At 32.5% G+C, this 16,594-nt stretch carries 18 protein-coding genes; 7 read left to right on the forward strand and 11 right to left on the reverse strand.

The features are described 5' to 3' along the window. Window positions 1-6: 6 nt before the first annotated feature. Both ACFELW_RS05875 and ACFELW_RS05880 read right to left on the reverse strand, forming a co-directional pair. Window positions 7-738, reverse strand: coding sequence for a 16S rRNA (uracil(1498)-N(3))-methyltransferase (locus tag ACFELW_RS05875; protein ID WP_375329925.1), 732 nt, complete (start codon window positions 736-738; stop codon window positions 7-9). Between the two features lie 770 nt (window positions 739-1,508). After that, window positions 1,509-2,291 carry a M15 family metallopeptidase gene (locus tag ACFELW_RS05880; RefSeq protein WP_375329926.1) on the reverse strand — a complete coding sequence of 261 codons (783 nt, stop codon included), beginning with the start codon at window positions 2,289-2,291 and terminating at the stop codon, window positions 1,509-1,511. A 277-nt stretch (window positions 2,292-2,568) separates the two neighbouring features. On the opposite strand from ACFELW_RS05880, the gene ACFELW_RS05885 reads away from it, so the two are divergent. The 3 genes from ACFELW_RS05885 to ACFELW_RS05895 are packed head-to-tail and all read left to right on the forward strand — an operon-like array spanning window position 2,569 to window position 3,984. Then, a complete protein-coding gene (locus ACFELW_RS05885) occupies window positions 2,569-3,363 on the forward strand; it encodes an isocitrate lyase/phosphoenolpyruvate mutase family protein (protein ID WP_375329927.1) in 795 nt (264 codons plus the stop codon). A gap of 20 nt (window positions 3,364-3,383) precedes the next feature. Beyond that, window positions 3,384-3,512 carry a DUF1674 domain-containing protein gene (locus ACFELW_RS05890; RefSeq protein WP_094649133.1) on the forward strand — a complete coding sequence of 43 codons (129 nt, stop codon included), beginning with the start codon at window positions 3,384-3,386 and terminating at the stop codon, window positions 3,510-3,512. 22 nt (window positions 3,513-3,534) lie between these two features. Beyond that, entirely contained in the window at window positions 3,535-3,984 is a 450-nt protein-coding gene (locus ACFELW_RS05895) for a type II toxin-antitoxin system RatA family toxin (protein WP_375329928.1), read from the forward strand. Between the two features lie 67 nt (window positions 3,985-4,051). Here ACFELW_RS05895 and ACFELW_RS05900 read toward each other — a convergent pair whose 3' ends face one another. The 5 genes from ACFELW_RS05900 to ACFELW_RS05920 form a co-directional block, all read right to left on the reverse strand. Continuing rightward, entirely contained in the window at window positions 4,052-4,768 is a 717-nt protein-coding gene (locus ACFELW_RS05900; protein WP_375329929.1) for a polysaccharide deacetylase family protein, read from the reverse strand. An 89-nt stretch (window positions 4,769-4,857) separates the two neighbouring features. After that, window positions 4,858-5,775 (reverse strand): protein translocase subunit SecF, encoded by a 918-nt coding sequence (gene secF, locus ACFELW_RS05905; protein ID WP_375329930.1) that lies wholly within the window; start codon window positions 5,773-5,775, stop codon window positions 4,858-4,860. 17 nt (window positions 5,776-5,792) lie between these two features. Next, a complete protein-coding gene (locus tag ACFELW_RS05910; RefSeq protein ID WP_094649130.1) occupies window positions 5,793-6,029 on the reverse strand; it encodes a DUF2312 domain-containing protein in 237 nt (78 codons plus the stop codon). Window positions 6,030-6,185: 156 nt separating this feature from the next. After that, window positions 6,186-7,436, reverse strand: a complete 1,251-nt coding sequence (locus tag ACFELW_RS05915; protein WP_375329931.1) for an MFS transporter — start codon at window positions 7,434-7,436, stop codon at window positions 6,186-6,188. Beyond that, window positions 7,433-8,335: a DMT family transporter gene (locus ACFELW_RS05920; RefSeq protein ID WP_375329932.1), complete on the reverse strand. Its 903-nt coding sequence runs from the start codon at window positions 8,333-8,335 to the stop codon at window positions 7,433-7,435. Before ACFELW_RS05920 ends, ACFELW_RS05915 begins: the two co-directional genes overlap by 4 nt. Before the next feature lie 176 nt (window positions 8,336-8,511). Here ACFELW_RS05920 and ACFELW_RS05925 point away from each other — a divergent pair, with 176 nt between their 5' ends. Both ACFELW_RS05925 and ACFELW_RS05935 read left to right on the forward strand, forming a co-directional pair. Beyond that, on the forward strand, window positions 8,512-9,240 hold the full coding sequence (locus ACFELW_RS05925) for an OmpW family outer membrane protein (RefSeq protein ID WP_341759358.1): 729 nt from the start codon (window positions 8,512-8,514) through the stop codon (window positions 9,238-9,240). Window positions 9,241-9,437: 197 nt separating this feature from the next. After that, window positions 9,438-10,007: a cell cycle transcriptional regulator TrcR gene (locus tag ACFELW_RS05935; RefSeq protein ID WP_375329933.1), complete on the forward strand. Its 570-nt coding sequence runs from the start codon at window positions 9,438-9,440 to the stop codon at window positions 10,005-10,007. An 8-nt stretch (window positions 10,008-10,015) separates the two neighbouring features. Here the strand turns inward: ACFELW_RS05935 and ACFELW_RS05940 are convergent, their stop codons facing one another. The 4 genes from ACFELW_RS05940 to hflK all read right to left on the reverse strand — a co-directional run bounded on the left by ACFELW_RS05940 (window position 10,016) and on the right by hflK (window position 14,498). Continuing rightward, window positions 10,016-10,771, reverse strand: a complete 756-nt coding sequence (locus ACFELW_RS05940; protein ID WP_094649173.1) for a rhodanese-like domain-containing protein — start codon at window positions 10,769-10,771, stop codon at window positions 10,016-10,018. A 194-nt stretch (window positions 10,772-10,965) separates the two neighbouring features. Further along, window positions 10,966-12,501 (reverse strand): Do family serine endopeptidase, encoded by a 1,536-nt coding sequence (locus tag ACFELW_RS05945; protein WP_375329934.1) that lies wholly within the window; start codon window positions 12,499-12,501, stop codon window positions 10,966-10,968. Window positions 12,502-12,578: 77 nt separating this feature from the next. Beyond that, a complete protein-coding gene (hflC, locus tag ACFELW_RS05950) occupies window positions 12,579-13,436 on the reverse strand; it encodes a protease modulator HflC (protein WP_094649661.1) in 858 nt (285 codons plus the stop codon). A gap of 6 nt (window positions 13,437-13,442) precedes the next feature. Continuing rightward, complete coding sequence (hflK, locus tag ACFELW_RS05955) at window positions 13,443-14,498, reverse strand: FtsH protease activity modulator HflK (protein WP_375329935.1); 1,056 nt, start codon at window positions 14,496-14,498, stop codon at window positions 13,443-13,445. A gap of 178 nt (window positions 14,499-14,676) precedes the next feature. Here hflK and ACFELW_RS05960 point away from each other — a divergent pair, with 178 nt between their 5' ends. Both ACFELW_RS05960 and lipA read left to right on the forward strand, forming a co-directional pair. Next, a complete protein-coding gene (locus tag ACFELW_RS05960) occupies window positions 14,677-15,672 on the forward strand; it encodes an Mrp/NBP35 family ATP-binding protein (protein WP_375329936.1) in 996 nt (331 codons plus the stop codon). A 13-nt stretch (window positions 15,673-15,685) separates the two neighbouring features. Next, window positions 15,686-16,594, forward strand: coding sequence for a lipoyl synthase (gene lipA / locus ACFELW_RS05965; RefSeq protein WP_375329937.1), 909 nt, complete (start codon window positions 15,686-15,688; stop codon window positions 16,592-16,594).

A 16,594-nucleotide genomic window follows, 5' to 3' on the forward strand; every position in this document is an offset into this window, starting at 1 on the left:
AGTATACTAAATATGGTTAGTTATAAATAATTTAATTTGTGCTAAACACGTTGCCACGGCAGTTTCAGTTCGTAGAACATTTGCTCCTAAACTTATTGATAAACTATTGGGTCTCAATGAAAGCATCTTAAGTTCATTTGGTGAAAAGCCACCTTCTGGACCGACAATAACTGAAATATTTGAGTATGATATAGGCATTATTTTTAATAATGTATTATTTTCATCTTCATTTTCATTAGCATATATTATAGAATTATCTAGGTTCTGATCAAGGAAAAGACTAAGTGATGTTAATGGCATAAGAATGGGCGGGGTCAAACGTTCGGATTGTTCTGTAGATTCAATAATACATTTCATCAATTTTTGATTATTAACATTACGAAATTGAGACCTTTCTGTAATTAATGGAATAATTTTTGTCACCCCAAGCTGTACAGCCATATCTATGGCATCTAACATTCTATCACTTTTAATAATCGATATCCCTAAAGTAAGCTCAGGTTCGATTATTGTTTTTCTTAAAATATTAGTAAGTTCAACATGTAAATTATTTTTTGTTATATCGGTAATTTGGGCTATAAACTCACCATCTATACCGTTAAAGATTCTAAAATGATCACCAATTTTTAACCTTAATACTGTTTTAAGGTAGTGGCTATGGTCTTCTGCAAGATTTAACGAATAATTTTCAATTAGTTTGATATTGCTATATATTCTATGAAGACGAGAAATTTTCATAATTTTAACTCCAATGATCAATTATCATAGTACTCTACAATTTTTTATTTATTTCCTTATGATGAGTAAAAAAGCTTACTACTAAGCGTCATTGCGAGGAGCCGCTAAAAGCGGTGACGCAGCAATCCATTGTTGTGTCACCCCTGCTTCAGTGCGGGGTCTAGATTCCCGCCTACGCGGGAATGACAGGGTAAAAAAACGTCATTGCGAGCTGATGTATCCCCACGAAATTCTTGCTATTTTACGCGAGTTGCCAATTAAGTTAGCTCATAAAACCTAGATGTCAAGCAGTTTACGAACTATTTGACACGTGAAAAGTATAATCAAAACGCTATGTATTTTAAAAAATTTCTAATTTTGAGAATTTATTGCATTTTTTGACCTGATTAAATGTTCTTCAAACCTTGTGAAGTCTAGGGTTTACTAAAATCAATTAATTGGCAACTCGCGTTATTTTGCCACAATTTCGTGGGGATACATCAGATTGCGAGGAGCTACTTTAGTAGCGACGAAGCAATCCATGAGAATTAGTATAGATACATCAAGACTATATGGATTGCTTCGTAGGCTCACGCCTTCTCGCAATGACGTTTTTATGCTGTTTTATACTTATAGAATAAAAATTGTAGGGTGTTATTATAAGTAATAGGCAAGCATTGAACGACAACGCCCCCAACTTCTCATCAATTGCCTATACTAAGTTAACAAAATTCTTAGTTAACTTAGTGGAGTAACAAAATTTCTATAGTATGAAGAAATGGTTGTATTAATCACTTCTTTACAATACATTTTGATAAAATTCCATATGCCTGATCTGGCGTTAGGGTTAATATTTCTGGTGATTTTTTTAAACATTGCATAAACATCTTAGAGTCTTTTTTATAAAGCTCAACAAATTGATTATTATTAGGATCAATTTTGTTAAGCATTTGCGGTGTTTTAGTGTAGAACTCAAAAAGAGCACGCCCATCATTATAGTTCATAATGGCTAATAATTGTGCCATAGCTCGAGACGTTTGGAAATGCTGCCAATCTATAGGAGTGTTCCACTTTCCTCCCCAAACACTAAAACCATTTTCAGCGAAAAGATCAATTATTACTTCACTCATCCCAGGTCTAATATTGGTTCGATTGAGATAACTTGATCCTTCTGAAGGTTTTACAGTAACAAGCCCTGCTTGACTTATGTCACTTGGAATAGAAATATAAGGATTTTGAATTGGATTAATGTCAATTGCAAGACCGTATGAATGTACTGAAGGTAAACCGCCTCCTGTAATTTCACGACAACTGAAACTAGAACTATTGTTATCTGCCATACTTCTGTCATCATCACCATCATAATCTTCAATAGTACGCGCTTTAGCAATAGGATATTTTAAATCATATATTTTTTTCAAAATGGCGACAACACGCTCAGAAACAGCATCAAAAACAACTAGTTTTCCATCATGATGTATTACAGAATTAAAATCATAATAAGAGAATTTAATAAGTCTCAATCGATTTAGAGCAACTGGACATCCATCATGCCACACTTTTTTCTTGATCATCTCTTATTTCGATGATTCAGATAAAGGTTCTATGGTAAAATCAGCAGCATTTACTTGCGATATATTTATAAAAAAAATATATAATAATAACAATCTATACATAACAACGCCAAAAATTAATTAATATTCTTGATATATTCCTCCCCCCAAAAAAAGTCAAGCACTTATTGTTATCGACAGATTTTAATAATTAAAATTGTACTTTAAGTAAAAATATATTATTAAGGAAGAAACAACAATGAAAAAAACTAACTCAAACAGAAGGAGATAATATAGTATGAAAAGAAAATTCGAAGATAGTTTGTTTAAAACACTTCACAGAAAGGGTAATCCTTTAGTGTTGTATAATGTTTGGGATGTTGGATCAGCAAAGATTGTAGAGAAGTCCGGGGCGGAAGCATTAGCTACAAGTAGCTTGGCAGTGGCAAACTCTTATGGTTATGAAGATGGTGAAAAGTTGCCCCTTAAATTAGCCTTGCAAAATTTAAAGAATATTATTGAAAAAGTTAAAGTACCTGTAAGTTTTGATTTTGAATCAGGATTTGCATCGGAGTTAAGTGAGTTAACAAAAAATATTGGTCTCATAGTTGAAACAGGTGCAGTTGGTATAAATTTTGAAGATCAAATTATTGGGAAAGAAAAAGCAAGATACTCTATAGAAGAACAATGTAAACGAATTAAAGCAGTTAAAGAAGCTATAAAGGAATCGTTATTTCCTAATATGTTTATTAATGCTAGAACGGATATCTTTCTTCAAAAAGATACATCTGAACATAATGAGCAAGACTTAAAAGAAGCTATAGAACGAAGCAAAGCTTATGCAGAAGTTGGAGCCGATGGGTTCTTTGCACCAGGTTTAGCAAATCATAATTTTATACAACAACTATGTGAATCTTCACCTATTCCTGTTAACATAATGGTGCAGGATGTAACAACAGTAAAAGGTCTCATTGATCTGGGTGTATCTAGAATTAGTTACGGTCCTTTCCCATATATTGCAGTAATGCAAGAATTGGAGAAATCTGCAACCGAAGCGTTAGCGTGTATTATAGATACAAATAAAAAGACGTAATACAGAGGATTAGTACATTTATGGATAACAAAAAAGATACTACCATAAAAGATAAAAAAGAAAAGCCAGAAGAAATAGGTGGTTTTAAAGGTCAAGAACCAACTATCCATGGAGATTGGCAGCATAAAGGCCGGGTAACTGATTTTTAATGCTGCAATTGTAAATTAATTTATGCCAAGTTTTCATCAAGTCAAACTCCTACCATATAATGCCCAAGAATTATTTCACTTAGTTCTTGACGTAAAGTCATATCCTGAATTCTTACCATGGTGTAGGGCTGCTAGAATCATCTCAGAAAATGAGAATCAAATTATAGCTGAATTAGTAATTCAGTTAAAAGGTTTTTCAGACCATTATCAATCAAGAATTATCTACTCAAATGATTTAAATAAGCAGAGATACTCCATTGAAGTCGAGGCAATCTCCGGACCATTTAAATATTTAAAAAATTTATGGCAATTTTCTCAAGAAGATAATGGTAGTAAAGTAGAGTTCTTTATTGATTTTAAAATGAAGTTTGCCATAGTTGACAAATTAGTTGGTATATTTTTTACTGATGCTACTGAAAAAATGGTCGATGCATTTGAAAAAAGAGCCGATAATATGTTGACTAAAGTTTAACTTATGCAGGAAGTCTATTAGTGAGGAGCTACTAAAAGTGGCTCCTCACAATTACTTTTGAAGCTTATCAAGGATTATAATTTTTAATAAAATCAAACTTATAATTTTTCTTACGCAATGCACTAATTAAATTTCGTAAATTCTCTTTACCATTAAAGCAATCTTGGAACATCTCATCATGCATTAATAAAATTAATTTATTAGGTAATGCAGTACCTTGTTCTGCAAATTTATTTGCTATTTCTTCTACTAGATGCTCAACAGATTGTACAGGACAACCATTATTATAGTGCGCCCATTCTAAATCCCATCCATACAGGTAAAAACCATTCTTGTATATACCATCATCATCTATCTTTTCAATGCGATCTTCCTGTTTTGAAATATACGGATCATCTCTACTTAAGTTAGGAAGACGGAATACATTTCTTCCAGGAAGTCTAGTATCAATATGAGAACCTTTTAAACCTAGCGTATCATTATTCTTTTTAAGATCATTAATTACATTTGAAAAATCGTGATAAAATTGCTGATAGTGATTATGAGCATGAGAATAACTATGATTTCCTATCTGAATAAAAGGACTTTTTTTAGCTAGCATCACAATATTTTTTGACCAACTACTAGAATCGTGGTGTAATCCTACCATAAACATGGTAACGGGAATCTTCTCCTCAGTCATAACCGTAATGATATTCTTTGTTCCTTTAAGTGGACCATCATCTGAAGTGATATAAATAGTCTGACTTGCGTATGAATAGACAGAATAAAATATACTTGTCATAAATAGTAATAAAAAAAGGTTGAATCTTGTGAAAATTTTTATAATTGTCATTATACTTACCTTAATTAATTAGATTACCCTAAATCAGGTTATTTGGTTATACTAAATTTCTTGGCAACAAATAACATTAGTATCGGAGCAGATATGAAGATAGAAGAATATGTACCAACTATTATCCCAAAAAATACTAATAAGCTAAAGCTATGAATAGCTTCTCCACCAAATATTACTAAAGCTAGGTTTGCCAACAAGGTTGTCACAACTGTTAAAATGGTTCTAGACAAAGTCTCATTAATACTCTGATTAATAATTTGTGGCATTGTTTTCTGATATGATTTCCGTAAGTTTTCTCTAATTCTATCATAGATAACTACTGAATCATTGACAGAATAACCTATTATGGTAAGAATAGCCGCTATGGAAGTTAGATTGAAGTCTAACCTCATCACACTCATAAAACCTAAACTTAGTATGGCATCATGTAGCAAAGCTATCAGTATACCAAGCCCAAAATACCACTCAAATCTAGCCCAAGTATAAGCCATTATGGCAAGAAAAGAAAGAATTAGAGCCGTTATTCCTGATTTTATCAAATGAGCTCCAACTTGTGGACAAACAAAATCTACTTTACGATATTCAAATTTATAAGGAAATTGGTTGCTTAAAGTCAATTTGATCAGCTCAATATTGTGCATTAAAGTGTCTTCACTATTGCTACCAACTCGTATCGACAAATCATTCTGGTTACCAAAATTTTGCAATACTACTTCACCAATCTTAAGGTTATTAAGTACTTCACGCATTTTGGTTAAATCAGGCGATTGATCAAGCCGTACTTCTATAACAATTCCACCAGAAAAATCAATACCAAAATTAAATTTATAAATTCCTATCCATATAATGCTCACAAGAGACAAAATAATGGACATCGTATAGCTTACTTTTTTAAATCTGATAAAATCAAAATTAACTTGCTCAGGTAATAGTCTTAACGGATATAATTTCATTATTAAATATCTTTAATTTATATACCTAAAGCTTGTCTGTACAATTCTAAGATTGCATCTTGTTCAGCCAGCTTATTTCTATCAAGTTTTTTTAGTTTTAACACAGACTTCATAGCCTTGGTATCAAAACCACTGGAGCTGGCTGCATCAAATACATCTTTTATTGCTTCAGATAATTCAGCTTTTTCTTGTTCAAGCCCTTCTATTTGATTTATATATTGTTCTAATTGTTCTTTAGCTATCACTTCTGTCATAAAATTAAATTTTTTTGTTTATCAAGACATCATAATTATACCATATATTTAGTTAACCCTTTTCGGTTTACCTATAGTATATATTATTTTTATTAGCCACTAAGTAATTTATAGATAATTTTGCTATAAATGCTAGAAAAATCTTTATAATAGTTATTACGCCGTTGAACGATCCTTATAAAAATACAGAGCTAGTAAACTTAAAATAGCACAAGCAATTATGTAATAAATAGACGAAGTAATAGTCCCCGTTTTTTGTACAAGATATGCTATCACTAAAGGCGTTGTCCCACCAAAAATACTAGTTGCTATATTATAAGATAATGATAAAGCCGTATTTCTGACATTGGTTGGATAAAATTCAGCTTGCAGGGCAGGTTCAGGACCAATATAACAGGCAGCTAAAATTGATAATACTATTTGAGATATAATTATAACACAAAAATCGCCAGTTTCAATTGCCTGTATCAAAAATGGGATAACTAAAATAATTACCAATAAATTGAACACAAAAATTTTCTTGCGACCAATTATATCAGACAAATAGCCAGAACATAAAGTAACAATTGCCATGATTATATAACAATAATTAGCTAAGTTATTAACTTCATCATTAGTAAAATTACGATTTATCTTCAAAAATGACATGAGATAAGTAGCTTGTAAATAAAATAGTACTGAGCCTGTGGAATTGATAAAGATGGATATTATCATATCAAACCAATAGACAGAGACAACTTTTTTTAGAGGAGACTTTAATATTCCACCATCTTCCTTCATACTTTGAAAACTAGGAGTTTCACTTGTATATTTCTTGATATAAAGTCCAGCAAATAAAATAAAAATTCCTAATAAAAATGGTATTCTCCACCCCCAATCATCAAATTGCTCTGCTGATAAAAAGCTTTGTATGCATTGTGAAATTCCTGAACCAAACAATAAACCAATACAAATACTGGACATTGATACGCTACTACTAAACCCACGATAGGCTACACCTGCATGTTCAATAACAAATGAAATTGAGCCAGTAAGTGCTCCGCCCATTGATAAACCTTGCAACATTCGAACTAAAATCATCAATATAGTTGCAGTAATACCTATCTCGTCATAAGTTGGTAACATACCAATTACAGCTGTTGGCAAAGACATACAAAATATAGATGCACTTAAAGCAGTTCTTCTGCCAAAACGATCTCCAATCACTCCAAAAAACACCCCACCTATTGGTCTCGTTAGATAACCGAGAGCAAATGCCTCAAAAGCATACAATAAAGACGAGCTAGGGTTTGATCCAGGGAAGAATTTTGCCCCTATAATAGGGGCAAAAAGACTAAATAGAGCGTAATCATACCATTCAAATGCATTTGCTATACCGCTTGCAAAAACTAATTTACGTTTATTCATGTGATAATTTTATCATTTTGCACCATATTTTCTTGTGTAATATTATCTTTCTCAGAATATATTATAAACAATGTTGCAGGGATTACTATCAATGCCCCATATAAATTACTACTTTCAGGAATTTCATTAAAAACAATATATCCAGCTGATGCTGAAATGATTAACTCTAAATATCTATAAGGAGCGATGGCAGTAGCATCAACTAGGGCAAAAGCCTTTAATAGAAAGAATAAAATTAGACTACCTCCTGATCCTAAAATAAATAGCAAAATAAATTCTGAAATATTAGGGGTTTTCCAATACATTATTGATGGTGGTATTGATACTAAAGATGTGATTAGAGCAGAATAAAATAACATGCTAATCATTGATTCTTTTATTACAAATTTTTTGTTAATAATATCTAACATGGCAAAAGATATAGCAGCTAATACAAAAACCAATATTTGTGGGTTAAAATCACTAGCATTAGGTTTCAGAGTAACAACAATTCCAGTAAAGCCAAATAAAGTTGCCGCCCATCTTTGCCAAATAATATTCTCATTTAAGAAGAATACTGCCAAAACCAAGGTAAACAAAGGTATAGCCAGACTAACAATTGTAGCAGTAGTCACTGGCGCAAGCTGTAAACCATAAGTCCAAGATGTCATACCAAAAAATAATAAAACCCCTCTTGCAATATGGACAAAAGGACGATTAGTAATTAGAGTTTGTTTCCCATAATAAAAAATAAACGGTACAAGAATTAATGCACTAAAGAGAAAGCGAAAAAAAGCTACCTCAAAGCTATGTAACCTGAATCCAAGATATTTTGCTGTTATATCATTAGTTACACTAGTTATCATACTTAATACAAACCAACCAATACCAATAAAATAAGTGTTTAATTTATTATTCATATAGACCTAAAATTTTTTAAGTTATTTGTTTTTTATACTTAGTGTTTCTTATATTTAATGTTATAGTATCATCGTTGTTAGACAAGTTTAAAAAATCTTATTATCATTTGATTTCCAGATAAGAAGAATATATATAGTACAGCAATATATTTAAAGCAAGAGAAGGTTTAGTAGTTATGATAAAAGTTGCAAAAAAATTAGGGATATTTCTGTTGGTAAGTTGTGCTAGTATTTCTAGCTTTGCTAATAATGATTCAGCTGATAATGATTATGGTGCTGACTATAATGCTAATTATTATGAGAATGATGGTGGTTTAGTATTTAGGATGAGAGCAATTGGTATAAAATCTAGTGCAAAGCAAACAGATTTTCCTAAGGCTACTGTCAAAGACCCAGTATCGATTGGTACCTTTGCCGAAAATGGTTATGGTATAGAGGCTTCCACCTCAGTATTTTTTGCTAATTATGTTGCCGCAGAGTTATCTTTAGGTTTCGATGTATTACGTAATAAAAATAGTAGTTTACAGAATGTGGCTTATAATTATGGCACCAATCCAGAAGAAGTTGCCAAAAGAAGAGCTCTTTATATGATTCCATTAACTGTTACAGGACAATATCATATAGCTCCTTTTGGTGCTATCAGACCTTATATTGGTGTTGGTTATCATGGAGCTTATTTTATCAATAAATCCAAAGGGTGTACAGTCAAAAATGGTTACGGTGCTGTATTACAGGTCGGGGTTGATTTATACGCTAAGGATGATACATTTATTAACGTAGATGTAAAACAGTATTTTCTTAATACCGAGGTTAATTATAAATCTCCTTTAGTAAAAAAGTCTGTCTCCTCTAAAGTAAAGTTTAATCCGCTAATGATTGCCATAGGTGTTGGTTTTAGGTTTTAGGTATAGTCAATTGATGGGAAGTTGGTGACGTCGTCACTCGTCGCTCGCCTATTACTTATAGGCGTCGCTCCATCGTTCCTAGCACCAAATCCCCCTGAATTGACTATATCAGGGCGATTTAAAAGTCTATTGTTGACTTATCAGCTAGAAGAGATTATATTTTTTAGAAAATCACATATTAATTATATTAGTTTACTATGAATTCACAACAGAAATTACCTATACTGCCTAGAGCAACTGCTATTTGGTTAATTGATAATACTGCATTAACATTTAAGCAGATAGCTGATTTTTGTGGAATTCATGAGTTTGAAATTAAAGGAATTGCTGATGGCGAAGTATCTCATGGTATTAAGGGGTTAGACCCAATCGCTGGCGGACAGTTAACCAAAGAAGAAATCATACGTTGTACAAAATATTCAACTAGTAGTTTAAGGATTTCTGTTAATGTTGCATATGATTTGATAAATACCAAGAAAAAACAACAATCTAAGTACACTCCTATTGCTAGACGTCAAGATAAACCAGATGCGGTATATTGGATACTTAAAAATTGTCCAGAAATTTTAGATAATCAAATTGTTAAGTTAGTTGGTACTACCAAATCTACCATAGATGCTATTCGTGATCGTAGTCACTGGAACATGAAGAATATTCGCCCACGTGATCCAGTATTACTTGGAATTTGTAGCCAAGTGGAATTAGACAAGAATATTGAGCAAGCAAAACTTTTACCCCAACAAGAAGAAAAAACCTCTAAAGAATAGGACTATAGTCAATCACCGCGTTGCAACCAATGCCCTTCAGCCGGCGATAGGTCACTTGCCACAGCTCTCCTATCATCAAATACAAAACATTCTCCTTGCCATAAATTGCTATGATTATGGGTATCTTCTAAATATTGTAAGATACCACCTTTAAGATGGTAAACATCATTAAAACCAAGTTTCTTTAGATAGGCTGTTGATTTTTCACATCTAATTCCACCGGTACAATACATCGCTATTTTCTTGCCAACAAGTAGGTCTTTATTTTGTTCTACCCATTTTGGAAATTGCTTAAATGTCTCTGTTTTTGGGTCTATAGCACCTTTAAAAGTACCGATACACACTTCATAGTCATTCCTAGTATCTATTACTACCACATTATTTTGGCTAATGAACTTGTCCCAATCTTTTGCTTCAATATACTCTCCCTTAAGATTGGCAATATCAATATCGCCAACTGCCATAGCAATAATTTCTTTTTTAAGCTTTATTCTCAATTTTTGAAAAGGATGAATATCACAGTAATTTATTTTAATATTTACATCTTCCGCTAACGTAAGGCTGATAATTTCATCTAATAAAAAATTTACCTGTTCTTTTGCTCCAGAAATTGAACCATTAAACCCTTCAGGAGCTAAAAGAATAGTCCCCCTAACCCCTCTTTTCTTGCCAAGATGTAAAATCTTTGGCAGCAAAACTTCAAGATTTTCTAGTTTAGTAAAACTATAAAAACTTAATACTGATATTTTAACATTATTATCCATAGTAAACATTATATTTTTTAAATTTAAAAAGCATATTTATTTCCAGCAGTCTCCCACAACTATTGTAATTCCAAGTTAAATTGTCATTCCTGCCACTATTGTCATTCCCGCGTAGGCGGGAATCTGGATACCTGCTTTCGCAGGTATGACACTAAGTCAAGCAGAGGTGACATCTTTTTATAAAAATACCAAATCTAATTTGTTACCGGCAAAGCTATAAACATAGAAACACCCCTCCTCTGTACCAATAAGATTATATTTTGTTTCTTCATAGTTCTGGCATTTTCATACAACAAATTTAACTGCTCTATAGAAGCTATCGCCTGTTGATTGCATGCTACTACTAAATCACCAATTTTAAATTTGTAATTTTTTCCATCCTTAGCAAGATCAGTTACAATAATACCATTAGCTTTATTGCCAATGGCGAATTTTTGTTTAAAATTATCGGTTAAATTACTAAAAGTAATATTATTTTTTACAATAGAGGTTTTATCACTCACCTTATCGCTTGCTATTCTAGCCTCTGGTTCCTCTTCTTGACTAATCTTACCACTTAGCTCGTGATTCTTACCATCACGTACGACTACAATTTTTACCTCTTGATCAACGGTAGCTTCAGCAACCATTACCTGTAACCTTCTTGAACTTTTTACTGGTTGTCCAGCAAACTCTATTATTACATCTCCAGGCTTTATACCAAATCTCTCACCTGCACCATCTTTTTGCACTTCCACTACTAATGCTCCATAGGCTTCTTTTAACCCAAATCCTTCAGCTATTTCGTTAGTTACTTCTTGAATTATTATCCCAAGACCACCACGATTAATTTTTCCATTTTGCCTTAGTTGGTTGATAATTGATTTGGTGGTATTAGATGGAATGGCAAATCCAATACCAATATTAGTCCCAGAAGGTGAGAACATTACGGTATTGACTCCTATAACTTCACCATCAATATTAAACATTGGTCCACCGGAATTACCATTATTGATAGCCGCATCAGTTTGTATAAAATCATCTACTATACCACTATCAATATCACGCCCTTTTGAAGATATGATACCAGCAGTGACAGTTCCTCCAAGTCTACCAAAAGGATTACCGATAGCAATAACCCAATCCCCTACCCTAGCTTTACCAGAATCCCCAAATTTTACAAAAGGCAAAGGATTTTCTGCCTCAATTTTTAAAAGAGCAAGATCGGTTTTTTGATCACTACCTACTAATTTAGCTAACATTTCTCTATTATCAGTTAATTTTACGTGAATCTCATCCGCATTAGCAACTACATTATGGTTAGTAACAATAAAACCAGCCGCATCTATAATAAAACCAGAACCAAGCGGAACAGATTTAGGATTTGAATACATTTCATCAAAATTAAAAGGTAAATTAAAACGCTCCAAAAGTTCATTTAAATAATCAAACGGAAAATATTCAAAAGATTTTTTATGAAAATCTTCTGACTTTTGACTATATTGTACGGTATAAACATTTACCACAGCTGGAATAAGTGGCTCAACAATGTCGGCAAAACTATAGCGAGGAGATTCAGAGGCTTTTATTGATGTTACACTAGATTCCTCAGTAGCAGCATCCTTAGTTAACGAAATTTGATTTAATGGAATATTTTCAGCAAAAACAGATGATGCCAACCATAGGCTCATCAGAAAAGCTATAAATAAATATTTTAGTAAATTATTATACTTAATAATATTTTGAACCATATCATCTATTTAATTAACTGTAAAACGTCATAGTCTCGCAATGACATATATGTAAACCAAACGTCATCAATTAACTATTATTTCCCCAAATTTAAATATTTAAATAACTCGGCTTCTGGAGACAACACAAAAGAAGTATCCTCTTTCTTTAAAGTATTTTTATATACTTCCAACGATCTATAGAATTTATAAAATTCTGGATCAACAGAATAAGCAAGGTTATATATCTTGGCTGACTCCCTATCTCCCTCTCCTTTAATGATTTGAGATTGCATATAAGCTTCAGCAAGCAATATTTTACTTTCTTTATCAGCTCTTGATCTTATTCGAGATCCTTCTTCTTGCCCTTCAGCTCTTATTTGAGTTGCCTCTTTTTCACGAGCAGTTTGCATACGGCGATAAATTGCCGCACTATTTTCTTTCGGTAAATCAGCTCTTAAAATTCTAACATCAATTACATCAAGTCCAAAATTTCTTGCCTCTTGATTAACTTGATTTAAGATATTTGACATTATCTCAGACCTCTCATTGGTAAGAAGGCTAGTTAAAGGTAATCTACCTATAACTTTTCTCATTGAAGATTCTAGGTTTTTATTAAGCCTAATTTTAACGCCCTGGTAGTTATGAACAGTTTTATAAAACATCACAGGGTCAGTAATACGAAATTTGGCAAAAGCATCAACGATTACCCTTTTTCCATCAGAAGCAGTTAGCTCCTTTGCCTCTGCCTCTACGTTTAAGATACGTTTATCAAAAAACTCAACATTTTGAATAAATGGAATTTTGATATTTAATCCAGGTTTTTCAATTGTCCTTACCGCTTCACCGAATTGAAATACCACAGCAGAATAACGTTGATCAACAGTAAACAAAGCACTAATAACTGCTAAGAATAATCCAAGAGCTACAAAACTTATATAATAAATTGTCTTCATCCAGTACTACTCCTTAATTTTATTTTGCTGAATTGCCATATGCGGCAAAACGCCATTAGTACCCATAATAACCTTACTGGTATCCGTTAGAATTTTTTCTATAGCTTCTAAGTAAAGACGATCCTTAGTTATCGATTTATTAGCAACATATTGTGTATAGACAGCAGCAAATCTCTTACTATCCCCTTCAGCCTTTGAGATAACTTCTTGCCTGTAACCTTCCGCTTCTTGCAATATTCTAGCAGCTTCACCCCTTGCTTTAGGCAAAATATCATTATTATAGGATAGCGCCTGATTTATTTCCCGTTCTTTATCAGCTTTAGAAGTTTGTACATCCCTATAAGCATCGATTACTTCAACTGGTGGCTCAGCTTTTAGTAGTTGTACTTTTTCAATTTCAACACCAGCATTATAATGAACAAGGATTTCCCTGGTTAAAGCCTCAATTTTATTAGTAATTTCTTGTTTTTGGTCTGATAATATTGAGGAGATAGGGGTATTGCCGATCACTTCTCTTATCGCACTTTCAGCAACTATTTTTACCGACTCTTCTGGATTGACAATATTAAAAATATATTTTTCCAAATTGCTAATATGCCACATTACGTCACAATTTAGTGCAACAATATTCTCATCACCCGTAAGCATAGTGCTTTCAGCCATTATAGCTTTTGTATTATCCATATTAGATCTAAGGTTATTTGCCGATCTATAACCAATCTCAATTCTCCGAGATTGGTTTACCTTCTCAACTACTACCTGTTCAAATGGCAGAGGAAGGTGATAATTCAAACCAGGAGACCCTTTGCGAACAAATTGACCAAACCTCATTACGGCTGCTTCTTCGCCCTCCTTAACTTCATAAACTCCGGAAGCAAACCAAATGGCAACTAATGATAAACACACTAATATCATTATGTTGTTGTTGAAACCAAAATTATTAAAAAATTCCTGGAAATTAAACTTATTTTTTTTCCTTGGTCTAGTAAATATATTATATTCACCTTTTTCATCCTCTTCATAATCTCCCCAAGGAGATTTTTTTAAAATTTGATTAAACATTTTATGCTATTGCTATTTTGTTAATTTGTATATTATATCACTAAATATAGTTAGCACTAATACCTTATAAAATAAATTAGGAGGCGGTCTGCGATAACTAATTAATTATATCTTGTATCTCTAACTGCGTCAAGTTCGTTACCAAAAAAATAACCTATTGTAACCTTATTTAAAAAAGATGATTGATATAAACCAGCAACAAATACTAAATAAAATTTCCAGTATTACCTTTAGTGACAATATGAAATTAATCGATATTATATCTAATATTGTAATTAAGGATAAAAATATTGGATTTGCAATTGATATTTTTGGCAAGGATCCTAAGGAAGTTGATGAAATAAAAATTAAAGCTATCAATAAATTAAATGAAATAGCTAATATTGGAAAAATCACTATAGTTTTAACTAGTAGCAAAAATTTATCTAAAAAATCAACTAGTCCAAAAATTAGGCATTTCATTGATGGAGTAAAAAAGGTAATATTGGTGGCATCTGGTAAAGGGGGAGTTGGCAAGTCTACTATAACCGCATTGATAGCCGAGCAACTAAATCTGGAAGGATATAAGGTAGGAATAGTGGATGCTGACATTTATGGACCATCAATTCCGCAAATATTTGGTATTAGTGATGTGCCAGAAATAGTGTATAATAAAATGACCCCTTTAAAATCTCGGGGCATTGAAATTATTTCTATTGGATTTCTTATTCAGAATAATTCTGCTATTGTGTGGCGTGGTCCAATGGCTAGCAAAACCATTTACCAGCTATTATCTCTCACTCATTGGCAGGAGTTAGATTATTTAATTATTGACATGCCACCCGGTACTGGTGATATTCACTTAAGCATTTTAGAGAATTATCACTTAGATGGAGTAATAATAGTAACTACTCCGCAAAAGATGGCGGCAATAGACGTAGTTAGGTCGATTGATTTATACAAAAAATTTAATTTACCAATTTTAGGTATTATAGAAAATATGAGCTATTTAGTTGAAGCAAGTTCAGGAAAGAAAATCGAGATATTTAGTGGCAATAGTGGAGAAAATTTTGCCAAAGAATATAATATACCCTTAATCTGTAAGATTCCTATTGAACCAAAATTATCTTATAATTGTGACAATAGTATTAGTCTTACCGATATAATTAAACTACCAATAAAACAATTTGTTTAATAAGTAGGATTATATGTCAAACATAATCAAAATAGAAGAAGTGCCAGCTATAAAAAGACCTGATTGGATAAAGGTTAAAGCACCAAATTCGTATCAATATCATGAGACAAGAAAGATAATTGAAAATTTAAAATTAAACACAGTCTGTCAAGAAGCAGCCTGCCCTAATATCGGAGAATGTTGGGCAAAAAAACACGCTACAGTTATGATACTGGGTTCTGTTTGTACTCGTGCTTGCCGTTTTTGTAATGTTAAAACTGGTCGCCCTGATTTACTCGATCCGCATGAACCACAAAGATTAGCTCAAGCTGTGATGAAATTAGGACTTGAACATGTGGTAATTACTTCAGTTGATCGAGATGATTTAGATGATGGTGGAGCTGAACATTTTGCCAATTGTATCAAAGAAATAAGACTAGCTTCACCTAGTACCACAATTGAAGTTTTAACACCCGATTTCCTTAAGAAAGAAGGAGCCGCTGACATAATAGCATCAGCAAAACCTGACGTTTATAATCATAACGTAGAAACAGTACCTTCTTTATACAAAACTATTAGACCAGGAGCTAGGTACTACAATTCACTAAGTCTTTTGCATAATGTAAAAAAATTAGACCCTGAAATTTTTACTAAATCAGGTATGATGGTTGGTCTTGGAGAATCGAACGATGAAATTATGCAAGTAATGGACGATTTAAGAGAAGCTAAAGTTGATTTTTTAACTATCGGGCAATATTTACAACCAACCAAAAATCATGCTATAGTTGATAGATATGTTTCTCCAGAAGAATTTAAATATTTTGAAAGAGTTGCCAAAGTTAAAGGATTCTCAATGGTTTCTGCCAGTCCATTAACTCGTTCTTCTTATCATGCTGGTGAGGATTTTCAAAAATTGAAGGATAATATTAGACTTCCCGTATAA

Source organism: Candidatus Tisiphia endosymbiont of Nemotelus uliginosus (assembly GCF_964264755.1).
GTDB lineage: Bacteria > Pseudomonadota > Alphaproteobacteria > Rickettsiales > Rickettsiaceae > Tisiphia.

What these genes read in the sequence shown, in the direction of transcription:
- ACFELW_RS05920 (WP_375329932.1), bottom strand. Translation starts at nt 8,335, where the DNA reads ATGAATAATAAATTAAACACTTATTTTATTGGTATTGGTTGGTTTGTA.
- ACFELW_RS05890 (WP_094649133.1), top strand. Translation starts at nt 3,384, where the DNA reads ATGGATAACAAAAAAGATACTACCATAAAAGATAAAAAAGAAAAGCCA.
- ACFELW_RS05940 (WP_094649173.1), bottom strand. Translation starts at nt 10,771, where the DNA reads ATGGATAATAATGTTAAAATATCAGTATTAAGTTTTTATAGTTTTACT.
- ACFELW_RS05925 (WP_341759358.1), top strand. Translation starts at nt 8,512, where the DNA reads ATGATAAAAGTTGCAAAAAAATTAGGGATATTTCTGTTGGTAAGTTGT.
- ACFELW_RS05875 (WP_375329925.1), bottom strand. Translation starts at nt 738, where the DNA reads ATGAAAATTTCTCGTCTTCATAGAATATATAGCAATATCAAACTAATT.
- hflC (WP_094649661.1), bottom strand. Translation starts at nt 13,436, where the DNA reads ATGAAGACAATTTATTATATAAGTTTTGTAGCTCTTGGATTATTCTTA.
- ACFELW_RS05895 (WP_375329928.1), top strand. Translation starts at nt 3,535, where the DNA reads ATGCCAAGTTTTCATCAAGTCAAACTCCTACCATATAATGCCCAAGAA.
- secF (WP_375329930.1), bottom strand. Translation starts at nt 5,775, where the DNA reads ATGAAATTATATCCGTTAAGACTATTACCTGAGCAAGTTAATTTTGAT.
- lipA (WP_375329937.1), top strand. Translation starts at nt 15,686, where the DNA reads ATGTCAAACATAATCAAAATAGAAGAAGTGCCAGCTATAAAAAGACCT.
- ACFELW_RS05960 (WP_375329936.1), top strand. Translation starts at nt 14,677, where the DNA reads ATGATTGATATAAACCAGCAACAAATACTAAATAAAATTTCCAGTATT.
- ACFELW_RS05880 (WP_375329926.1), bottom strand. Translation starts at nt 2,291, where the DNA reads ATGATCAAGAAAAAAGTGTGGCATGATGGATGTCCAGTTGCTCTAAAT.
- ACFELW_RS05935 (WP_375329933.1), top strand. Translation starts at nt 9,438, where the DNA reads ATGAATTCACAACAGAAATTACCTATACTGCCTAGAGCAACTGCTATT.
- hflK (WP_375329935.1), bottom strand. Translation starts at nt 14,498, where the DNA reads ATGTTTAATCAAATTTTAAAAAAATCTCCTTGGGGAGATTATGAAGAG.
- ACFELW_RS05915 (WP_375329931.1), bottom strand. Translation starts at nt 7,436, where the DNA reads ATGAATAAACGTAAATTAGTTTTTGCAAGCGGTATAGCAAATGCATTT.
- ACFELW_RS05910 (WP_094649130.1), bottom strand. Translation starts at nt 6,029, where the DNA reads ATGACAGAAGTGATAGCTAAAGAACAATTAGAACAATATATAAATCAA.
- ACFELW_RS05900 (WP_375329929.1), bottom strand. Translation starts at nt 4,768, where the DNA reads ATGACAAGTATATTTTATTCTGTCTATTCATACGCAAGTCAGACTATT.
- ACFELW_RS05945 (WP_375329934.1), bottom strand. Translation starts at nt 12,501, where the DNA reads ATGGTTCAAAATATTATTAAGTATAATAATTTACTAAAATATTTATTT.
- ACFELW_RS05885 (WP_375329927.1), top strand. Translation starts at nt 2,569, where the DNA reads ATGAAAAGAAAATTCGAAGATAGTTTGTTTAAAACACTTCACAGAAAG.